Source organism: Variovorax sp. GW821-FHT09B01, from assembly GCF_059418345.1.
Genome location: NZ_JBWKPQ010000009.1, coordinates 290,556 through 305,698, shown reverse-complemented (window position 1 = coordinate 305,698; position 15,143 = coordinate 290,556). Strand labels below are relative to the sequence as shown.

The window sequence follows — 15,143 nt, the reverse complement described above, 5'->3', positions numbered from 1 at the left end:
GCGCGCAGCAAGGCTGATGCCTTGCAAGCGCGGGCAACGCCGCAGACGGCCCCTTTGCGGGGCAACCCGGAGGGAAGCTCGCCAAAGCCCGCCCCTCGGCGTTGCGCTCCTGGCGTGTGCGCACGCACACGCGTCGTCGCGCGCCTTGATGGGCGGGCTTTGGCGAGCTTCGCGACCCCTTGAATCGTGTGAACAGGCCCTAACGCGCCCAGTAGTCGCCCACGCCGAGCACCGCGCCGTTGCGGTCGACGGTGCAGATCGCGCGGCGGCCGTCGCTGCCGCTCGTGAGTTCCACCTCGTAGACCCCGCTGTCGACGCGGCGCGAGCCACCGAGCACGATGGTCTGCCAGGGCCGCGCGAAGTGGACCGAGCCGGCCTGCACGCAGCCCATGTTCGAGATCGCCGGGGCCGTGCCAGCGCGGCCGGGCGGCGGCGCGCCGTAGGTGCCCGGCGGGCGGCTGTAGGGGGTTTCGCAGCCCGCGAGCAGCACGGCGATGCCGGCGCAGGCAACGAGCCAGCCGCGCGGGCGACGATGGGTCTGGTGATTCATGCCTCGACTCCTCTTGAACGGTTGCTCCGACCTCGGCCATTGTGCGGGCTGGGGCCCGGCCATGGAACCATGCCAAGGATCGCCGCCGCGCGTGGCACCCTGAAGACTCAGGCCCGGTCCGGGGCCGCCAGCTTCGCGAGCAGGCCGTCGACGCCGCGCTCGATCAGATCGAAGGCCTCGACGAAGGCCTGCCGGTCGCCGTACCAGGGGTCGGGCACGTCGCCCGAGAGCCCGTCGGCGAAGTCGGTCAGCAGATGGATCTTGTGCGCCGTGCCCGCGGGCGCGAGGCGGCGCAAGGCCGCGCAGTGCTGACCGGTCATGCCGACGATGGTGTCGAAGCGCTCGAAGTCCGAGGCGCGCACCTGCCGCGCGCGATGCGCGGGCATCTCGATGCCGCGCCGCCGCGCCTCGGCCACCGAACGCGGATCGGGCGGATTGCCACGCTCCTCGTCGGAGATCGCGGCGCTGTCGACCTCGAGCGCGAGCTGCGCGGCGCGGGCCTTGTGGGCGAGCAGGGCGTGGGCTGTGGGGGAGCGGCAGATGTTGCCGGTGCAGATGAACAGAATGGCTGGCTTCTTCAACGGAGATCCCTACTTGGTAATTCTTCGAGGCGTAACTTTCGCAAGCCGCTGGCGGTTCAAAGCCTATACAAATCGACAGGGGATCATCTGGTCTTGACGCACCGCTCGCCGTTGGCCTTGCCCAAGACCAGTCACGCCGCTTGAGTCGTCGACTATCCCTGAATTCGCGGCCGGCCTCGCCGTTTGATGAGGCTCTGTTTCAACCTCATCTGCTACGCAGGAAGACACCATGACGCGCCAAGTTCCCTACCCGCACCTCGGCGAGATCCTCGCCGCGGAATTCCTGGAGCCGATGGGCATCACCGCCTACCGTCTCGCCAAGGCGATCCACGTGCCGCAGACCCGCGTGGCTGCCATCCTCGCCGGCACCCGCGGCATCACGGCCGATACCGGCCTGCGCCTGGCACGTGCATTCGGCGTGAGCGACGAGTTCTGGATGAACCTTCAGCGCGACTATGACGCCGCGCAGGCGCGCGATGCGCTCGGGGATGAACTGAACGAGATCGAGCCCCTGACCGCTTGATGGAGCGTACCGACTTAACGCAGCCTGACCACCCCGCGGGCCCGCGCCGCATCGAGGCGCCATCGCAACACTGTGGCCTTAAAACCCTGCATCGAACGCTGAAACGCGCATTTCGGGTTGCCCCCGCGATGACGCAGTGCAACAATCCCGCATCTTCACTTCGGAGCCTCGTGCGTGGACAGTGCCAGTTGGATCAGTGACCAGACGCGTGCCGTGGCATGCGCGGCACACCCGGCTCCGTAGCGCAGGCTTCTTGCGCGCCGCGGCCGACGTGCCCGCGGCGTGATGCCTGCCCTTCCCGGCAGGCTCTCCCTCCCCCGACATCCGTTTCGTCACTGGCGTCTCTTTGCCAGCCAGCGTGGTCCATGCCACGAGGTCCTCTCGCCCGTCACGGGTCGAAGGAGCCTTGTCATGCGTCAACTCGTTCTACATCGCCAGCCCCTGCATCGTGGCCACGCCGCCACGCATGACGCCGACCCGCGCGCCGCGTCGGCGCGCCAGCCCGCGGCCGACATGCTGCAGCCCGAGGCCGACCAGGAGCTCGACAAGTCCGCTTCGTTCTGGAGCACGCGGCGCATCCGCTGCTTCCTGCTGCTGGTGCCGGGCCAACGCAAGCCGGAGCGTTCGTAGCGCCTGTCCACCGACGTGTCGCCCCGACCGTTGCATTCGAACGAAGCACCGCGCCTTCATCCACCCATCGCCAAGGAGGCCACCATGGACCCAGACCCTCGCTGGCGCCGCTGCGCGCCTCCCCTGCCTGACCGCGCCATGCGCCGGTCGGCCTTCATCGCCATGAACCATCCGCGGCACACCGAGCCGCGAAGGACCGTCACCTCCGGCTGACCCGCGGGAGGCTCTCCTTCGCGCGCCCCGTTGCGCGCCTCGCCAGGAGAACCTCGAATGAACCGCCAACGCCTGCGGCCCGCCACCCGGACCGCCCTCCTCGTCCGCCGCGCCCCGCGCCGCACACGCCCCTCGCTGCGCCAGCGCGCCGCACGCCTCCACGCCTGGACGGCGGCATACCTCTGCGGCCTCGCGGTCACGCAGACGCATGCCGCCGGCGGGCACCACGCGGTCGACGATGCCGCGATCCTCGATCCGGGCCACTGCCAGATCGAGACCTGGGCTGATCGCCGCGATGGCGAACGCAGCGGGTACGCGCCGGTGCACCTCGGACCCGCCTGCCGCGTCGGCCCGGTCGAGCTGGGCCTGAACCTCGAGCGCGAACGCGGCAGCGAGGGCCGCACGGTGCGCGCGGCGCCGCAGCTCAAGTGGGCCCACGCACTGAGCGACGACCTCGGCGTGGGCCTGCTGGTGGCCGCGGCCTGGGAACGTTCGCCCGAGCGCGGCGCGCTGCGCTACACGGGCGCCAGCGTGGTGGTCCCGCTGACCTGGCAGATCGCCGAGGACTGGCGCGCCCACTTCAACCTGGGCCGCGACCTGCATCGCGCACAGCCCAGTCGCAGCCACTCGGGCCTGGCGCTCGAATGGACGGCCTCGCAGCAACTGGGCTTCGTGGCCGAGCGCTTCCGCGAAGGCGGCGCCAGCGCCTGGCGCGCGGGCCTGCGCTGGACGCCGACCGACACGCTGAGCATCGACCTGAGCCGCGCCCACGGGCTGCGCGCCGACCGGCCCGGCTGGTGGACCCTGGGCATGACCTGGGCCTTCCGGCGCTGAACGCCAAGCCACCGCAACACGAGAAAACCCAACGGCCTTCGAAGGCCACGCGCCGCGCCCGTCACGCGGCGAAGGAGAACAACAATGAAGAACGTCCTGAAGTCCTTTTTCGAAAGCTTCCTGCGCAGCCGCCGCATGCTGCATCACTTCGAGCGCTGGCAGACGCTGCTGGGCTCGAAGCCCGTGGGCATCGCCTCGGCCGCGATGCCGCCCGAGATCGCGAACGCGCTGAGCGCCGCCTCGCTGGCCGATGCCGGCGACATGCTGGCGCAGCTCGACAGCTCGCCGCAGGGCCTGAGCGAGGAACACGCCACGGCGCTGCGCAAGCGCCTGGGCGGCAACGAGGTGAACCACGAGAAGCCGCTGCCGTGGTGGACCCACCTGTGGCAGTGCTACCGCAATCCCTTCAACCTGCTGCTGACCGTGCTCGCGCTGGTCTCCTACGTCACCGAGGACATGAAGGCGGCGGTGGTGATCGGCAGCATGGTGGTGCTGTCGACGGTGCTGCGCTTCCTGCAGGAGTCGCGCTCGAACAAGGCGGCCGACAAGCTCAAGGCGATGGTCAGCAACACCTCGACCGTGCTGCGGCCCGTGGAGGGCTCGGACGGCGCGCTGCGCATCGAGGTCCCGATGCGTGACCTGGTGCCCGGTGACCTGATCGCGCTGTCGGCCGGCGACATGATCCCGGCCGACTGCCGGCTGCTCTCGGCCAAGGACCTGTTCATCAGCCAGTCGGCGCTGACCGGCGAGGCGATGCCGGTCGAGAAGTTCGCCAGCGTGCCCGCCACCGGCAGCACGAGCGGCGTGCTCGAGCGCGACAACCTGCTGTTCATGGGCACCAACGTGATCAGCGGCACCGCGACCGCGCTGATCGTGCACACCGGCGCGCGCACCTTCTTCGGCGCGCTGGCGCAGCGCGTGAGCGCCACCGACCGCGGCACCACGGCCTTCCAGGCCGGCATCAACCGCGTGAGCTGGGTGCTGATCCGCTTCATGCTGGTGATGGCGCCGCTGGTGCTGGTGATCAACGGCGTGACCAAGGGCGACTGGTGGGAAGCGGCGCTGTTCGCGCTGTCGATCGCGGTCGGCCTCACGCCCGAGATGCTGCCGATGATCGTGACCGCCACGCTCGCCAAGGGCGCGGTCGTGATGTCGCGCCAGAAGGTGATCGTCAAGCGCCTCGAGGCGATCCACAACTTCGGCGCCATGGACGTGCTGTGCACCGACAAGACCGGCACGCTGACGCAGGACCGCATCGTGCTCGAGCGCCACACCAACGCCTGGGGCGAGGGCTCCGACCACGTGCTGCAGCTGGCCTACCTCAACAGCTTCCACCAGACCGGCCTGAAGAACCTGCTCGACAAGGCGGTGCTGAGCCATGCCCAGATGCAGCTCGACACCCGGCTGCAGACCGACTGGCGCAAGGTCGACGAGGTGCCCTTCGACTTCTCGCGCCGCCGCATGTCGGTGGTGGTGGCCGGCAGCGACGCGGCCGAGGAACACCTGCTGATCTGCAAGGGCGCGCTCGAGGAAGTGCTGGCCGTGTGCAGCGCGGTCGAGCGCGGTGCCGAGGTGCTCGCGCTCGATGCGGAGGTGCTCGCGCGCATCCATGCCGTGGCCTCGGAGCTCAATGCCCAGGGCCTGCGCGTGGTGGCCGTGGCCAGCCGCGTGCTGCGCGGCGATGCGCGCCGCGCCGCCTACGGCGTGGCCGACGAGACCGAGCTCACGCTGCTCGGCTACGTGGCCTTCCTCGATCCGCCGAAGGAATCGACCGCGCCCGCGCTGCGCGCGCTGGCCGAGCACGGCGTGGCGGTGAAGGTGCTGACCGGCGACAACGAGCTGGTGACGCGCAAGGTCTGCGGCGACGTCGGCATCGAGGCCGGCCGCATGGTGCTGGGCCACGAGGTCGAGCGCATGAACGAGGCCGAGTTGCGCCGGATCGTCGAACAGCGCCAGGTCTTCGCCAAGCTCACGCCCGCGCACAAGGAGCGCATCGTGCAGGCGCTGCATGCCAACGGCCACGTGGTGGGCTTCATGGGCGACGGCATCAACGACGCGCCGGCGCTGCGTGCCGCCGACATCGGCATCTCGGTCGACGGCGCGGTGGACGTGGCCAAGGAATCGGCCGACATCATCCTGCTCGAGAAGAGCCTGATGGTGCTCGAGCAGGGCGTGGTGGAGGGCCGCCGCACCTTCGCGAACATGCTCAAGTACATCAAGCTCACCGCGAGCTCCAACTTCGGCAACGTGTTCTCGGTGCTGGTGGCGAGCGCCTTCCTGCCCTTCCTGCCGATGCTGCCGCTGCACCTGCTGGTGCAGAACCTGCTGTACGACGTGTCGCAGATCGCGATCCCCTTCGACAACGTCGACGAGGAGTTCCTGCGCAAGCCGCAGAGCTGGAACCCGGGCGACCTGGGCCGCTTCATGGTGTTCTTCGGGCCGCTGAGCTCGGTGTTCGACATCCTGACCTATGTCGTGATGTGGTACGTGTTCGCCGCCAACTCGCCCGAGCACCAGACCCTGTTCCAGTCGGGCTGGTTCGTCGAGGGCCTGCTGTCGCAGACGCTGATCGTGCACCTGATCCGCACGCGCCGCATCCCGTTCCTGCAAAGCCGCGCGGCCTGGCCGCTGCTGATCATGGGCGCGGCGATCGCGGCCGTGGGCATCTGGCTGCCGATGGGCCCGGTGGCGCACTACTTCAAGCTCGAGGCGCTGCCGATCACCTACTTCCCGTGGCTGCTGCTGATGCTCGGCGGCTATGCGGCGCTGGTGCAGGCGGTCAAGGGCTGGTATGCGCGGCGCTACGGCTGGCAATGAGCCGGTGACGACAACGGTGACGACAAGAGGGAGCGGCGGCTGTCACATGCCGCCGCTACCCTGGTTCACGACCGACAAGGAGGAGATCGCATGGAAGCGGTACAGAACTTCAACCTGCCCTCGCTGCTCGACACCCTGCTGAGCGTGTTCACGGCCTTCGTGCTGGGCTCGCTGATCGGCTTCGAGCGCCAGGTGCGCCAGCGCACCGCCGGGCTGCGCACCAACACGCTGGTGGCCGTGGGCGCGGCCGTGTTCGTCGACATGGCCAACCGCCTGCACGGCCACGACGGCGCGGTGCACGTGGCGGCCTACGTGGTCTCGGGCATCGGCTTTCTCGGCGCGGGCGCGATCATGAAGGAAGGCGCCAACATCACGGGCCTCAACACCGCGGCCACGCTGTGGGGATCGGCCGCCGTGGGCGCCTGCGCGGGCGCCGACCTGATCGGCGAGGCCGTGATCGCCGCGCTGTTCGTGCTCGCGAGCAACACCCTGCTGCGGCCCGTGGTCAACCGCATCAACCGGCAGCCGGTGAAGGAGGAGTCGGGCGAGGCCAGCTACACGGTGCGCGTGATCTGCACGCGCGCCTCGCGGCCCGAGGTGATGGACCAGGTGCTGCTGCTGCTCGAAGCCGCCAACTACCCGGTGCGCGACGTCGACCAGCATGCCTTCGGCGCCACCGACACCGAGATCGAGGCCACGCTCTATGCGACCGCGGTCGAGGCCGAGGAGCTCGACCGGGTGGTCGCGGAGCTCGAGGCGCTGGAGGGGGTGCAGCAGGCGTTCTGGAACGCGAGCGCGGAGGACTGAACGAGTCCTCGCGCCATGAAAAAAGCGGCATCGCCTTCCAGCGATGCCGCCCTCTTCGAGACAGCGGATCGAAGCGTCGCGCTCAGACGCCGAGGATCGACACCGCCTTGGTGTTGAGGTAGGCCTCGAGCGCCTCCGGGCCGCCTTCCGAGCCGTAGCCCGAATCCTTCACGCCGCCGAACGGCATCTCGGGCGACGGGGTCGCGGGCTGGTTGACCCACAGCATGCCGAGTTCGAGCTTCTGGCTCAGCAGGTGCGCGTTCTTGATCGACTTGGTGAAGGCGTAGCCGGCCAGGCCGAAGGGCAGGCGGTTGGATTCGGCGATGGCCTCGTCCAGCGTGTCGAAGCCGCGGATGGCGGCGATCGGGCCGAAGGGCTCGTTGTTGAACACGTCGGCGTCCAGCGGCACGTCGGTCAGCACGGTGGGGGCGAAGAAGTTGCCGGCATCGCCGACGCGCTCGCCGCCGGTGGCGATGGTCGCGCCCTTCTTGCGGGCGTCGTCGAGCACATGCGCCATGGCCGTGAGGCGGCGCGCATTGGCGAGCGGGCCCAGGGTGGTGCCTTCGGTCAGGCCGTCGCCGAGCTTCAGGCCTTCGGCGTGCTTGACCATGGCCTTGGCGAATTCCTCGCGGATGCTGTTGTGCACCAGGAAGCGGGTCGGCGAGATGCAGACCTGGCCCGCGTTGCGGAACTTGGCGGCACCGGCGGCCTTGGCGGCCAGCGCGACGTCGGCGTCCTCGGCCACGATCACCGGGGCGTGGCCGCCCAGTTCCATGGTCACGCGCTTCATGTGCTGGCCGGCCAGGCCGGCGAGCTGCTTGCCGACGGGGGTCGAACCGGTGAAGGTGACCTTGCGGATGATCGGGTGCGGGATCAGGTAGGCCGAGATCTCGGCCGGGTTGCCGAACACCAGGCCGACGGTGCCGGCGGGGATGCCGGCGTCGACGAAGGCCTGCAGCAGGGCGGCGGGCGATGCGGGGGTCTCCTCGGGTGCCTTCACGAGGAAGGAGCAGCCGGTGGCCAGCGCGGCGCCGAGCTTGCGCACGACCTGGTTGATCGGGAAGTTCCAGGGCGTGAAGGCGGCCACGGGGCCGACGGGCTCCTTGATGACCAGCTGCTGTGCCGCGAGGTTGCGCGAGGGCACGATGCGGCCGTAGACGCGGCGGCCTTCGTCGGCGAACCATTCGATGATGTCGGCGGCGGCCAGGGTCTCGCCCTTGGCTTCGGCCAGCGGCTTGCCCTGCTCCTGCGTCAGCAGCTTGGCGATGTCGCCGGCGCGTTCGCGGATCAGGCCGGCGGCGCGGCGCATGACGGCGGCGCGCTCATGGGCCGGGGTGTTGCGCCAGGCATCGAAGCCGCGCTGGGCGGCGGCCAGGGCGCGGTCGAGGTCGGGGATGCCGGCATGCGCCACCTTGCCGATGACCTGGCCCGTGGCCGGGTTCACCACGTCGAGGGTCTTGCGGCTGGCGGCGTCCACCCATTCGTTGTCGATCAGCAGGCGGGTGTCGGTATAGGAGGAGGCGGTCATGGCGAGCTTTTCCTTCGGCAGGGGATGGGAGTGGAAACGGGGAGTTCGGAGGGCGGCACGGCGCCCCGAAAGGCGCGTGCGGCTGGGCGGCAGCGGGCTGCCGGGGCGCATAGGTTAACCCGAGTCGGGGATGCGCGCAGGACGGTGCCGCTCCTTCCCCCGCTGGGGGAAGGCTGGGATGGGGGCACGCGGCGCTCGAACGGCCGCGCACGGTGGCGAGGCCCGGCGCCCCCACCCCACCCTCCCCCAGCGGGGGAGGGAGAAGCCTCAGAGCACCAGCAGCGCCCGGAAGTCGTTGACGTTGGTGTGCGTCGGCCCGGTCACGAACAGGTCGCCGATGGCGTCGAAGTAGCCGTAGGCGTCGTTGCGGTCGAGGTGGTCCGAGAGCTTGCGGCCCGCGTTGGCGGCGCGCGCCAGGGTGTCGGGCGTGACGTGGGCGCCGGCGTTGTCCTCCACGCCGTCGATGCCGTCGGTGTCGGCCGCCAGTGCCCACACGTCGGCCTGGCCCAGCAGCGCGCCCGCGAGCCCCATGCAGAACTCGCCGGCGCGCCCGCCCCGGCCCTTGGCCTGGCCGGGCTGGCGCGGCCGGATGGTGACGGTGGTCTCGCCGCCCGAGAGGATCACGCAGGGCCTGGCGAACGGCGCGCCGCGCTGGGCCACGGCCCGTGCGAGCGCGGCATGCACCTTGCCGACCTCGCGCGATTCGCCTTCCATCTCGTCGCTGAGGACGTGGGCCTCGATGCCGGCCGCGCGCGCGGCCGCGGCGGCCGCCTCGAGCGACTGCTGCGGCGCCGCGATCATGTGGGTCTCGTGGCCCTGGAACACGGCGTCGCCGGGCTTGGGGGTTTCGAGCGCGCCGCTCTCGAGTTGCGCGCGCACCGGCGCCGGCACCTCGATGCGGTAGCGGTCGAGGATGGCCAGCGCGTCGGCGCAGGTGGTGGCGTCGGGCACGGTGGGGCCGCTCGCGATCACGGCCGGGTCGTCGCCGGGCACGTCGCTGATGGTGAGCGTGACCACGCGCGCCGGCGCGCAGGCCGCCGCGAGCCGGCCGCCCTTGATGCGCGAGAGGTGCTTGCGCACGCAGTTCATCTCGCCGATGTGGGCGCCGCTGTCGAGCAGCTGCTTGTTGATGCGCTGCTTGTCGGCCAGCGTCAGGCCCTCGGCCGGCAGCACCAGCAGCGAGGAGCCGCCGCCCGAGATCAGGCACAGCACGAGGTCGTCGGCGGTCAGGCCTTCGGTCAGCGCGAGGATGCGCTCGGCGGCCTGCTGGCCGGCCGCGTCGGGCACGGGATGCGCGGCCTCGACGATCTCGATGCGGCTGGGCAGCCCCTCGGGCCGCGGCGGGATGTGGTCGTAGCGCGTGACCACCAGGCCCGACAGCGGCGCGTCGGCCGGCCACAGCGCCTCGAGCGCCTGCACCATCGAACCGCCGGCCTTGCCGGCACCGAGCACCAGCGTGCGGCCCTTGGGCGGCTTGGGCAGGTGCGCGCCCAGGGTCGACAGCGGCAGCGCGCGGTCGACCGCGACGCGATAGAGGTGTTCGAGGAAGGCGCGCGGCGCCTGGCGGGGATCGGGAGCGGTCGCGTCTTGCAGCGAGGGGGTCGAGGTCTTGGCGGTCATGGGTGGCGTTGTCTCCGGGGCCTGCATTTTGCGGCGAACCGGAGTCCGCCCTCTTGACCGCGGTCTAGTTAGTTGGTCGTCTTCGCTCCGCCCTGGAACCAGCGGCCGATCAGGGCGCGCTCCTCGTCGGTGATCGAGGTGGCGTTGTTCATCGGCATGATCTTCGTGACCACCACCTGCTGGTAGATGGCCTGGGCGTGGGCGCTCACCTGCTCGGGCGAGTCGACGCGCACGTTCTTCATCTGCACGCTGGCGCCGTGGCACATGTAGCAGCGCTGCTCGAGCACCTTCTGCACGTCCTGGTAGGCCACGGCCGGCGCGCTCGGCGCGGCGGCGGCCACGGGGGCGGCGGGTTCGGGCTTCATCCAGACGATGGTGAGGCCCAGCACGGCCACGCCGACCATCGCATAGGGCAGCGGGTTGCGTGCGTTGCCGAGCTTGAAGCGGTGGCGCACCACGAAGAACTGCCGGATCGCCGCGCCGCCGAGCATGATCAGCAGCAGCACGATCCAGTTGTACTTGTGGGTGTAGGTGAAGCTGTAGTGGTTGCTCAGCATCGCGAACAGCACCGGCAGCGTGAAGTAGGTGTTGTGCACGCTGCGCTGCTTGCCGCGCTGGCCGTGCACCGGGTCGACCGGGCGGCCTTCGCGCAGGGCCTGCACGTTCTTGCGCTGGCCCGGGATGATCCAGAAGAACACGTTGCCGCTCATGGTCGTGGCCATCATCGCGCCGACCAGCAGGAAGGCCGCGCGGCCCGCGAACCACTGGCAGGCCAGCCAGGCCGCGAAGGCCACGAAGATCGCCACCAGCACGCCGACGATGGTGTCGCCGTTCCTGCGCCGGCCGAACAGCTGGCAGATGCTGTCGTAGACCATCCAGAACACGACCAGGAAGGCCAGCGCCACGGCGATCGCCGCGCCCGGCTGCCAGTCCATCTTCGACTTGTCGATCAGGTAGGTGCTGGCGTTCCAGAGGTACGACATGGTGAAGAGCGCGAAGCCCGTGAGCCATGTGGAGTAGCTCTCCCAGTACGACCAGTGCAGGTGGTCGGGCAGCTTCTTGGGCGCCAGCAGGTACTTCTGCATGTTGTAGAAGCCGCCGCCGTGCACGGCCCACTGCTCGCCGCCGACGCCCTTGTCGAGCGATTCGGGGTCCTGCGGCTTCTCGAGGCTGTTGTCCAGCATCACGAAGTAGAAGGAAGCGCCGATCCAGGCGATGGCGGTGATGACGTGGACCCAGCGCAGCAGCAGGTTGGCCCAGTCGAGGTAGTAGCTTTCCATGAGGTGCTCTCTCAATCCGCTCGGCGCGGGGGAACGCCGGGCGCGGATGTCTTCGTCCTGCTCACCACTGCGGGCGCTGTAAGCAGAGAAAGTGCCGCGAACGCAGGCTCCGGGTGGGCCTCGCTCCGCTGCGGCAGATACTTGTGGACTGAAAGTGTATACAGTTTTGGCGAGGGGCGGCGTGGTTTTTTGCGGCGCCGGTGCCGGGAAAACCCTGTTCGTGCACCGAAGCGCCGGCTCAGCCCAGCGATTGCAACAACTGTGCCGCCACCGCGACCGCGATCACCTCGGGCTCCTTGCCCGTGATGCCCGGCACGCCGATCGGGCAGGTGACGCGCGCCAGCTCGGCCGCCGTGAAGCCGCGCGCCTCGAGCCGGTGGCTGAAGGTGGCCCACTTGGTCTTGCTGCCGATCAGGCCGATGTAGGGCAGGTCGTCACGCTCGCGCAGGCGGCGCAGGCAGGCGATCACGATGTCGAGGTCCTCGGCATGGCTGAAGCTCATGATCAGCACGCGGCTGCCGGGCGCGAGCGAGGCCACCGCGTCCTGCACCGGCTCGGAATGCTCGGTCTCGACCTGGGCCGGCAGTTCTTCGGGGAACACGCCGTCGCGGCTGTCGATCCAGCGCACCGAGAACGGCAGGCCCGCGAGCAGCCGCGCGAGCGCCGCGCCCACGTGGCCGCCGCCGAACAGCGCCACCGGCCTCAGGTGCTCGACCAGCGCGCGCCGCAGCTCGGGGATGTCGCTGGCCGAGACGCGCCGGAACGACAGGAACACCACGCCGCCGCAGCACTGCCCGAGGCTCGGGCCCAGCGGATAGCGCTGGATGCCGTCGATGGCGCGAGCACCGGCCAGCAGCTCGCGCGCTTCCTGCGTGGCCTGGAACTCGAGCTGGCCGCCGCCGATGGTGGCCGTGAGGCCCTCGGCCCAGACCGCCATCCAGGTGCCGGCCTCGCGCGGCGCCGAGCCCTGCGTGGATTCGACGCGCACCAGCACCGCGTCTTCGTCGCGAAGACGGGCCAGCAGTTGGTCGACCGCGCCGTTCATGAGGGATACCTTCGGTTGCGGGCGAGTGAGGGAGTCACGGTATAAACCCGGCGATGAATTTTCAGCCCACGACGCGCCGCCTCGCCCTGGCGGTGTCTTTCCTTGCCGCGCTCTGGCTCGCCGGGTGCGGCACCACCGGTTCGGTGCCCGGTCAACTGAGCAAGGCCACGGCCGAACCCGGCGCCAGCGGCCGGCCGGCGCCGCGCGCATCGAATGCCACCAGCGCGCGCGACTACCGGCGCGACGCCGCACGCCATGTCTACGACCTCAACAACCGCCGCATCTACGGCGGGCAGTTGCCGCCGGTGCTCTATGCGGTCGGCACGCTGCAGGTCAGCCTCGACGGCGGCGGCCGCGTGGTCTCGCTGCACTGGCTGCGCGCGCCCCAGCATGCGCCCGAGGTCATCGCCGAGATCGAGCGCACCGTGCTGCAGGCCGCGCCCTTCCCGGCCGCGTCGCGGCTCGGGCCGGTCGTGTGGACCGACACCTGGCTCTGGGACAAGAGCGGGCGCTTCCAGCTCGACACGCTGACCGAAGGGCAGCTGCAGCAGTAGCGCCCCCGCCGCTCCCCGGACGGGGAGCGGCGAAGAGCCTCCGACAGTCACGCTGTCGGCGTTCACGACCCCCGGTAGGTCGAATAGCTCCACGGGCTCACCAAGAGCGGCACGTGGTAGTGCTGGTCGGCATGCGCCACGCCGAAGTCCAGCGACACCTTGTTGAGGAAGTTCGGCTCGGGCAGCGCCACGCCGCGCGCCTTGAAGTACCCCGCCACGTCGAACACCAGCCGGTAGGTGCCGGTCTTCAGCGTGCTGTTGTCGTAGAGCGGGCCGTCGCTGCGGCCGTCGGCATTCAGCGTGAAGCGCCGCACCAGCGTGGCGGCGTCGCCCTCGGTGGTGAAGAGCGCGACCTCCATGCCGGCCGCGGGGCCGCCATGCATCGTGTCCAGTACGTGGGTGCTCAGGCCCATGGGAGTTTCCTTCGGTCGGTCAGGTGAGAGTGCGGGATATTCCGGTGGACAAAAGTGTATACAGTTGTCGGCTTTCGGTCTATCATGAAAAACATGGAGTCCTCCACCACCCGTTCGATCGTCGATGCGCTCACCCGCGCGATCGTCGACCACCGGCTTCAGCCCGGCACCAAGCTGGCCGAGCAGAAGCTGGCGGACCATTTCGGCGTGTCGCGCACGCTGGTGCGCCAGGCGCTGTTCCAGCTCGCGCAGAACAAGCTGATCCGGCTCGAGCCCGCGCGCGGCGCCTTCGTGGCGGCGCCCGCGGTCGACGAGGCCAAGCAGGTGTTCGCCGTGCGCCGCATGCTCGAGGCCGAGATGACGCGCGAGTTCGTGCGCACCGTCACGCCGGCCAAGATCAAGGCGCTCAAGGAACACGTAGCGCTCGAGAAATCGGCCGTGTCGGGCGAGGACGTCTCGGGCCGCACCGAGCTGCTCGGCGACTTCCACGTGCGCATGGCCGAGCTCATGGGCAACCAGGTGCTGGCGCAGATCCTCGGCGAGCTGATCTCGCGCTGCGCCCTCATCACGCTCATGTACCAGAGCACCAGCGCCGCCGAGCATTCGAACGACGAGCACGCCGACATCGTCAAGGCGCTGGCCGCGCGCGACGAGGAACGCGCCGTGCGCCTGATGACCGAGCACCTGCAGCACGTCGAGGCCAACCTGGTGTTCGACCGCAAGGTGCCCACCAGCGACATCTCCCTCGCATTGTCCTGATCCCTTCCACCATGACCGTCTACGACACCACCCTGCCCTACCCGCGCGACCTCGTCGGCTACGGCCGCAACCCGCCCCATGCGCAGTGGCCCGGCAACGCGCGCATCGCGGTGCAGTTCGTCCTCAACTACGAGGAAGGCGGCGAGAACGCCACGCTGCACGGCGATGCCGGCTCGGAACAGTTCCTCTCGGAGATGTTCAATCCCGCGAGCTACCCCGACCGCCACATCAGCATGGAAGGCATCTACGAGTACGGCTCGCGCGTGGGTGTGTGGCGCCTGCTGCGCGAATTCGAGCAGCGCGGCCTGCCGCTCACGGTGTTCGGCGTCGGCATGGCGCTCGAGCGCCATCCCGAGCTCACGGCCGCCTTCAAGGAACTGGGCCACGAGATCGCCTGCCACGGCTGGCGCTGGATCCACTACCAGAACCTCGACGAGGCCACCGAGCGCGAACACATGCGCCTGGGCATGGAGGCGATCGAGAAGCTCACGGGCGAGCGCGCCCTCGGTTGGTACACCGGCCGCGACAGCCCGCGCACGCGCCGCCTGGTGGCCGACTACGGCGGCTTCGAGTACGACAGCGACTACTACGGCGACGACCTGCCGTTCTGGATGAAGGTGCGCAAGACCGACGGCAGCACCGTGCCGCAGCTCATCGTGCCCTACACGCTCGACTGCAACGACATGCGCTTCGCGCTGCCGCAGGGCTACTCGCACGCCGATCCCTTCTTCCAGTACATGAAGGACAGCTTCGACGCGCTCTACGCCGAGGGCGACGAGGCGCCGAAGATGATGAGCATCGGCATGCACTGCCGCCTGCTCGGGCGCCCGGGCCGCATCGTGGCGCTGCAGCGCTTTCTCGATCACATCGCCAGCCACGAGCGGGTGTGGGTCTGCCGCCGCGTCGACATCGCGCGGCACTGGAAGAAGACCCATCCGTTCGAAGCCTCTTCCCAAGCCTCGCAAGCTTGATCCGTACGGAGGACACAC

At 69.8% G+C, this 15,143-nt stretch carries 15 protein-coding genes; 8 read left to right on the top strand and 7 right to left on the bottom strand.

From position 1 onward, the window contains the following. Nucleotides 1-199 precede the first annotated feature (199 nt). Complete coding sequence (locus AC07RV_RS25040; RefSeq protein WP_093340474.1) at nt 200-550, bottom strand: hypothetical protein; 351 nt, start codon at nt 548-550, stop codon at nt 200-202. A 107-nt stretch (nt 551-657) separates the two neighbouring features. Next, nucleotides 658-1,131 carry a low molecular weight protein-tyrosine-phosphatase gene (locus AC07RV_RS25035; RefSeq protein ID WP_296784315.1) on the bottom strand — a complete coding sequence of 158 codons (474 nt, stop codon included), beginning with the start codon at nt 1,129-1,131 and terminating at the stop codon, nt 658-660. 229 nt (nt 1,132-1,360) lie between these two features. Between AC07RV_RS25035 and AC07RV_RS25030 the strand changes: the two genes are divergently transcribed. From AC07RV_RS25030 to AC07RV_RS25010, 5 genes are all read left to right on the top strand, one after another. Further along, entirely contained in the window at nt 1,361-1,654 is a 294-nt protein-coding gene (locus AC07RV_RS25030) for a HigA family addiction module antitoxin (RefSeq protein ID WP_296784319.1), read from the top strand. A 411-nt stretch (nt 1,655-2,065) separates the two neighbouring features. Further along, on the top strand, nt 2,066-2,284 hold the full coding sequence (locus tag AC07RV_RS25025) for a hypothetical protein (protein ID WP_208512677.1): 219 nt from the start codon (nt 2,066-2,068) through the stop codon (nt 2,282-2,284). Nucleotides 2,285-2,554: 270 nt separating this feature from the next. Further along, the gene (locus tag AC07RV_RS25020; RefSeq protein WP_296784325.1) at nt 2,555-3,331 is read left to right on the top strand and encodes a PA4824 family protein; all 777 of its coding nucleotides are present in this window, start codon (nt 2,555-2,557) and stop codon (nt 3,329-3,331) included. Between the two features lie 84 nt (nt 3,332-3,415). Continuing rightward, complete coding sequence (gene mgtA, locus AC07RV_RS25015) at nt 3,416-6,148, top strand: magnesium-translocating P-type ATPase (RefSeq protein WP_296784328.1); 2,733 nt, start codon at nt 3,416-3,418, stop codon at nt 6,146-6,148. Between the two features lie 90 nt (nt 6,149-6,238). Further along, the gene (locus tag AC07RV_RS25010; protein WP_093340486.1) at nt 6,239-6,955 is read left to right on the top strand and encodes an MgtC/SapB family protein; all 717 of its coding nucleotides are present in this window, start codon (nt 6,239-6,241) and stop codon (nt 6,953-6,955) included. 82 nt (nt 6,956-7,037) lie between these two features. On the opposite strand, the gene AC07RV_RS25005 is transcribed toward AC07RV_RS25010, so the two are convergent. The 4 genes from AC07RV_RS25005 to xdhC form a co-directional block, all read right to left on the bottom strand. Then, the gene (locus AC07RV_RS25005) at nt 7,038-8,483 is read right to left on the bottom strand and encodes an NAD-dependent succinate-semialdehyde dehydrogenase (protein ID WP_203202336.1); all 1,446 of its coding nucleotides are present in this window, start codon (nt 8,481-8,483) and stop codon (nt 7,038-7,040) included. 267 nt (nt 8,484-8,750) lie between these two features. Continuing rightward, complete coding sequence (locus AC07RV_RS25000) at nt 8,751-10,103, bottom strand: glycerate kinase type-2 family protein (protein WP_296784332.1); 1,353 nt, start codon at nt 10,101-10,103, stop codon at nt 8,751-8,753. A gap of 68 nt (nt 10,104-10,171) precedes the next feature. Further along, nucleotides 10,172-11,383, bottom strand: coding sequence for a urate hydroxylase PuuD (locus AC07RV_RS24995; RefSeq protein WP_296784335.1), 1,212 nt, complete (start codon nt 11,381-11,383; stop codon nt 10,172-10,174). A gap of 238 nt (nt 11,384-11,621) precedes the next feature. Next, nucleotides 11,622-12,428: a xanthine dehydrogenase accessory protein XdhC gene (gene xdhC, locus AC07RV_RS24990; RefSeq protein ID WP_296784338.1), complete on the bottom strand. Its 807-nt coding sequence runs from the start codon at nt 12,426-12,428 to the stop codon at nt 11,622-11,624. 53 nt (nt 12,429-12,481) lie between these two features. Between xdhC and AC07RV_RS24985 the strand changes: the two genes are divergently transcribed. After that, nucleotides 12,482-12,982: a hypothetical protein gene (locus tag AC07RV_RS24985; protein WP_208512671.1), complete on the top strand. Its 501-nt coding sequence runs from the start codon at nt 12,482-12,484 to the stop codon at nt 12,980-12,982. A 62-nt stretch (nt 12,983-13,044) separates the two neighbouring features. Here the strand turns inward: AC07RV_RS24985 and uraH are convergent, their stop codons facing one another. Beyond that, a complete protein-coding gene (uraH, locus tag AC07RV_RS24980) occupies nt 13,045-13,395 on the bottom strand; it encodes a hydroxyisourate hydrolase (RefSeq protein WP_093340498.1) in 351 nt (116 codons plus the stop codon). Between the two features lie 84 nt (nt 13,396-13,479). Between uraH and AC07RV_RS24975 the strand changes: the two genes are divergently transcribed. Together AC07RV_RS24975 and puuE are read left to right on the top strand one after the other, a co-directional pair. Beyond that, nucleotides 13,480-14,154, top strand: a complete 675-nt coding sequence (locus tag AC07RV_RS24975; RefSeq protein WP_057596531.1) for a GntR family transcriptional regulator — start codon at nt 13,480-13,482, stop codon at nt 14,152-14,154. A gap of 11 nt (nt 14,155-14,165) precedes the next feature. Beyond that, nucleotides 14,166-15,125: an allantoinase PuuE gene (gene puuE / locus AC07RV_RS24970; protein WP_296784345.1), complete on the top strand. Its 960-nt coding sequence runs from the start codon at nt 14,166-14,168 to the stop codon at nt 15,123-15,125. The last annotated feature ends 18 nt before the right edge of the window (nt 15,126-15,143 follow it).

Excerpts from the sequence above, each read along its gene's own strand:
- AC07RV_RS25040 (WP_093340474.1), bottom strand. The coding sequence starts at position 550 with ATGAATCACCAGACCCATCGTCGCCCGCGCGGCTGGCTCGTTGCCTGC.
- AC07RV_RS25030 (WP_296784319.1), top strand. The coding sequence starts at position 1,361 with ATGACGCGCCAAGTTCCCTACCCGCACCTCGGCGAGATCCTCGCCGCG.
- AC07RV_RS25025 (WP_208512677.1), top strand. The coding sequence starts at position 2,066 with ATGCGTCAACTCGTTCTACATCGCCAGCCCCTGCATCGTGGCCACGCC.
- AC07RV_RS25020 (WP_296784325.1), top strand. The coding sequence starts at position 2,555 with ATGAACCGCCAACGCCTGCGGCCCGCCACCCGGACCGCCCTCCTCGTC.
- mgtA (WP_296784328.1), top strand. The coding sequence starts at position 3,416 with ATGAAGAACGTCCTGAAGTCCTTTTTCGAAAGCTTCCTGCGCAGCCGC.
- AC07RV_RS25010 (WP_093340486.1), top strand. The coding sequence starts at position 6,239 with ATGGAAGCGGTACAGAACTTCAACCTGCCCTCGCTGCTCGACACCCTG.
- AC07RV_RS25005 (WP_203202336.1), bottom strand. The coding sequence starts at position 8,483 with ATGACCGCCTCCTCCTATACCGACACCCGCCTGCTGATCGACAACGAA.
- AC07RV_RS25000 (WP_296784332.1), bottom strand. The coding sequence starts at position 10,103 with ATGACCGCCAAGACCTCGACCCCCTCGCTGCAAGACGCGACCGCTCCC.
- AC07RV_RS24995 (WP_296784335.1), bottom strand. The coding sequence starts at position 11,383 with ATGGAAAGCTACTACCTCGACTGGGCCAACCTGCTGCTGCGCTGGGTC.
- xdhC (WP_296784338.1), bottom strand. The coding sequence starts at position 12,428 with ATGAACGGCGCGGTCGACCAACTGCTGGCCCGTCTTCGCGACGAAGAC.
- AC07RV_RS24985 (WP_208512671.1), top strand. The coding sequence starts at position 12,482 with ATGAATTTTCAGCCCACGACGCGCCGCCTCGCCCTGGCGGTGTCTTTC.
- uraH (WP_093340498.1), bottom strand. The coding sequence starts at position 13,395 with ATGGGCCTGAGCACCCACGTACTGGACACGATGCATGGCGGCCCCGCG.
- AC07RV_RS24975 (WP_057596531.1), top strand. The coding sequence starts at position 13,480 with ATGAAAAACATGGAGTCCTCCACCACCCGTTCGATCGTCGATGCGCTC.
- puuE (WP_296784345.1), top strand. The coding sequence starts at position 14,166 with ATGACCGTCTACGACACCACCCTGCCCTACCCGCGCGACCTCGTCGGC.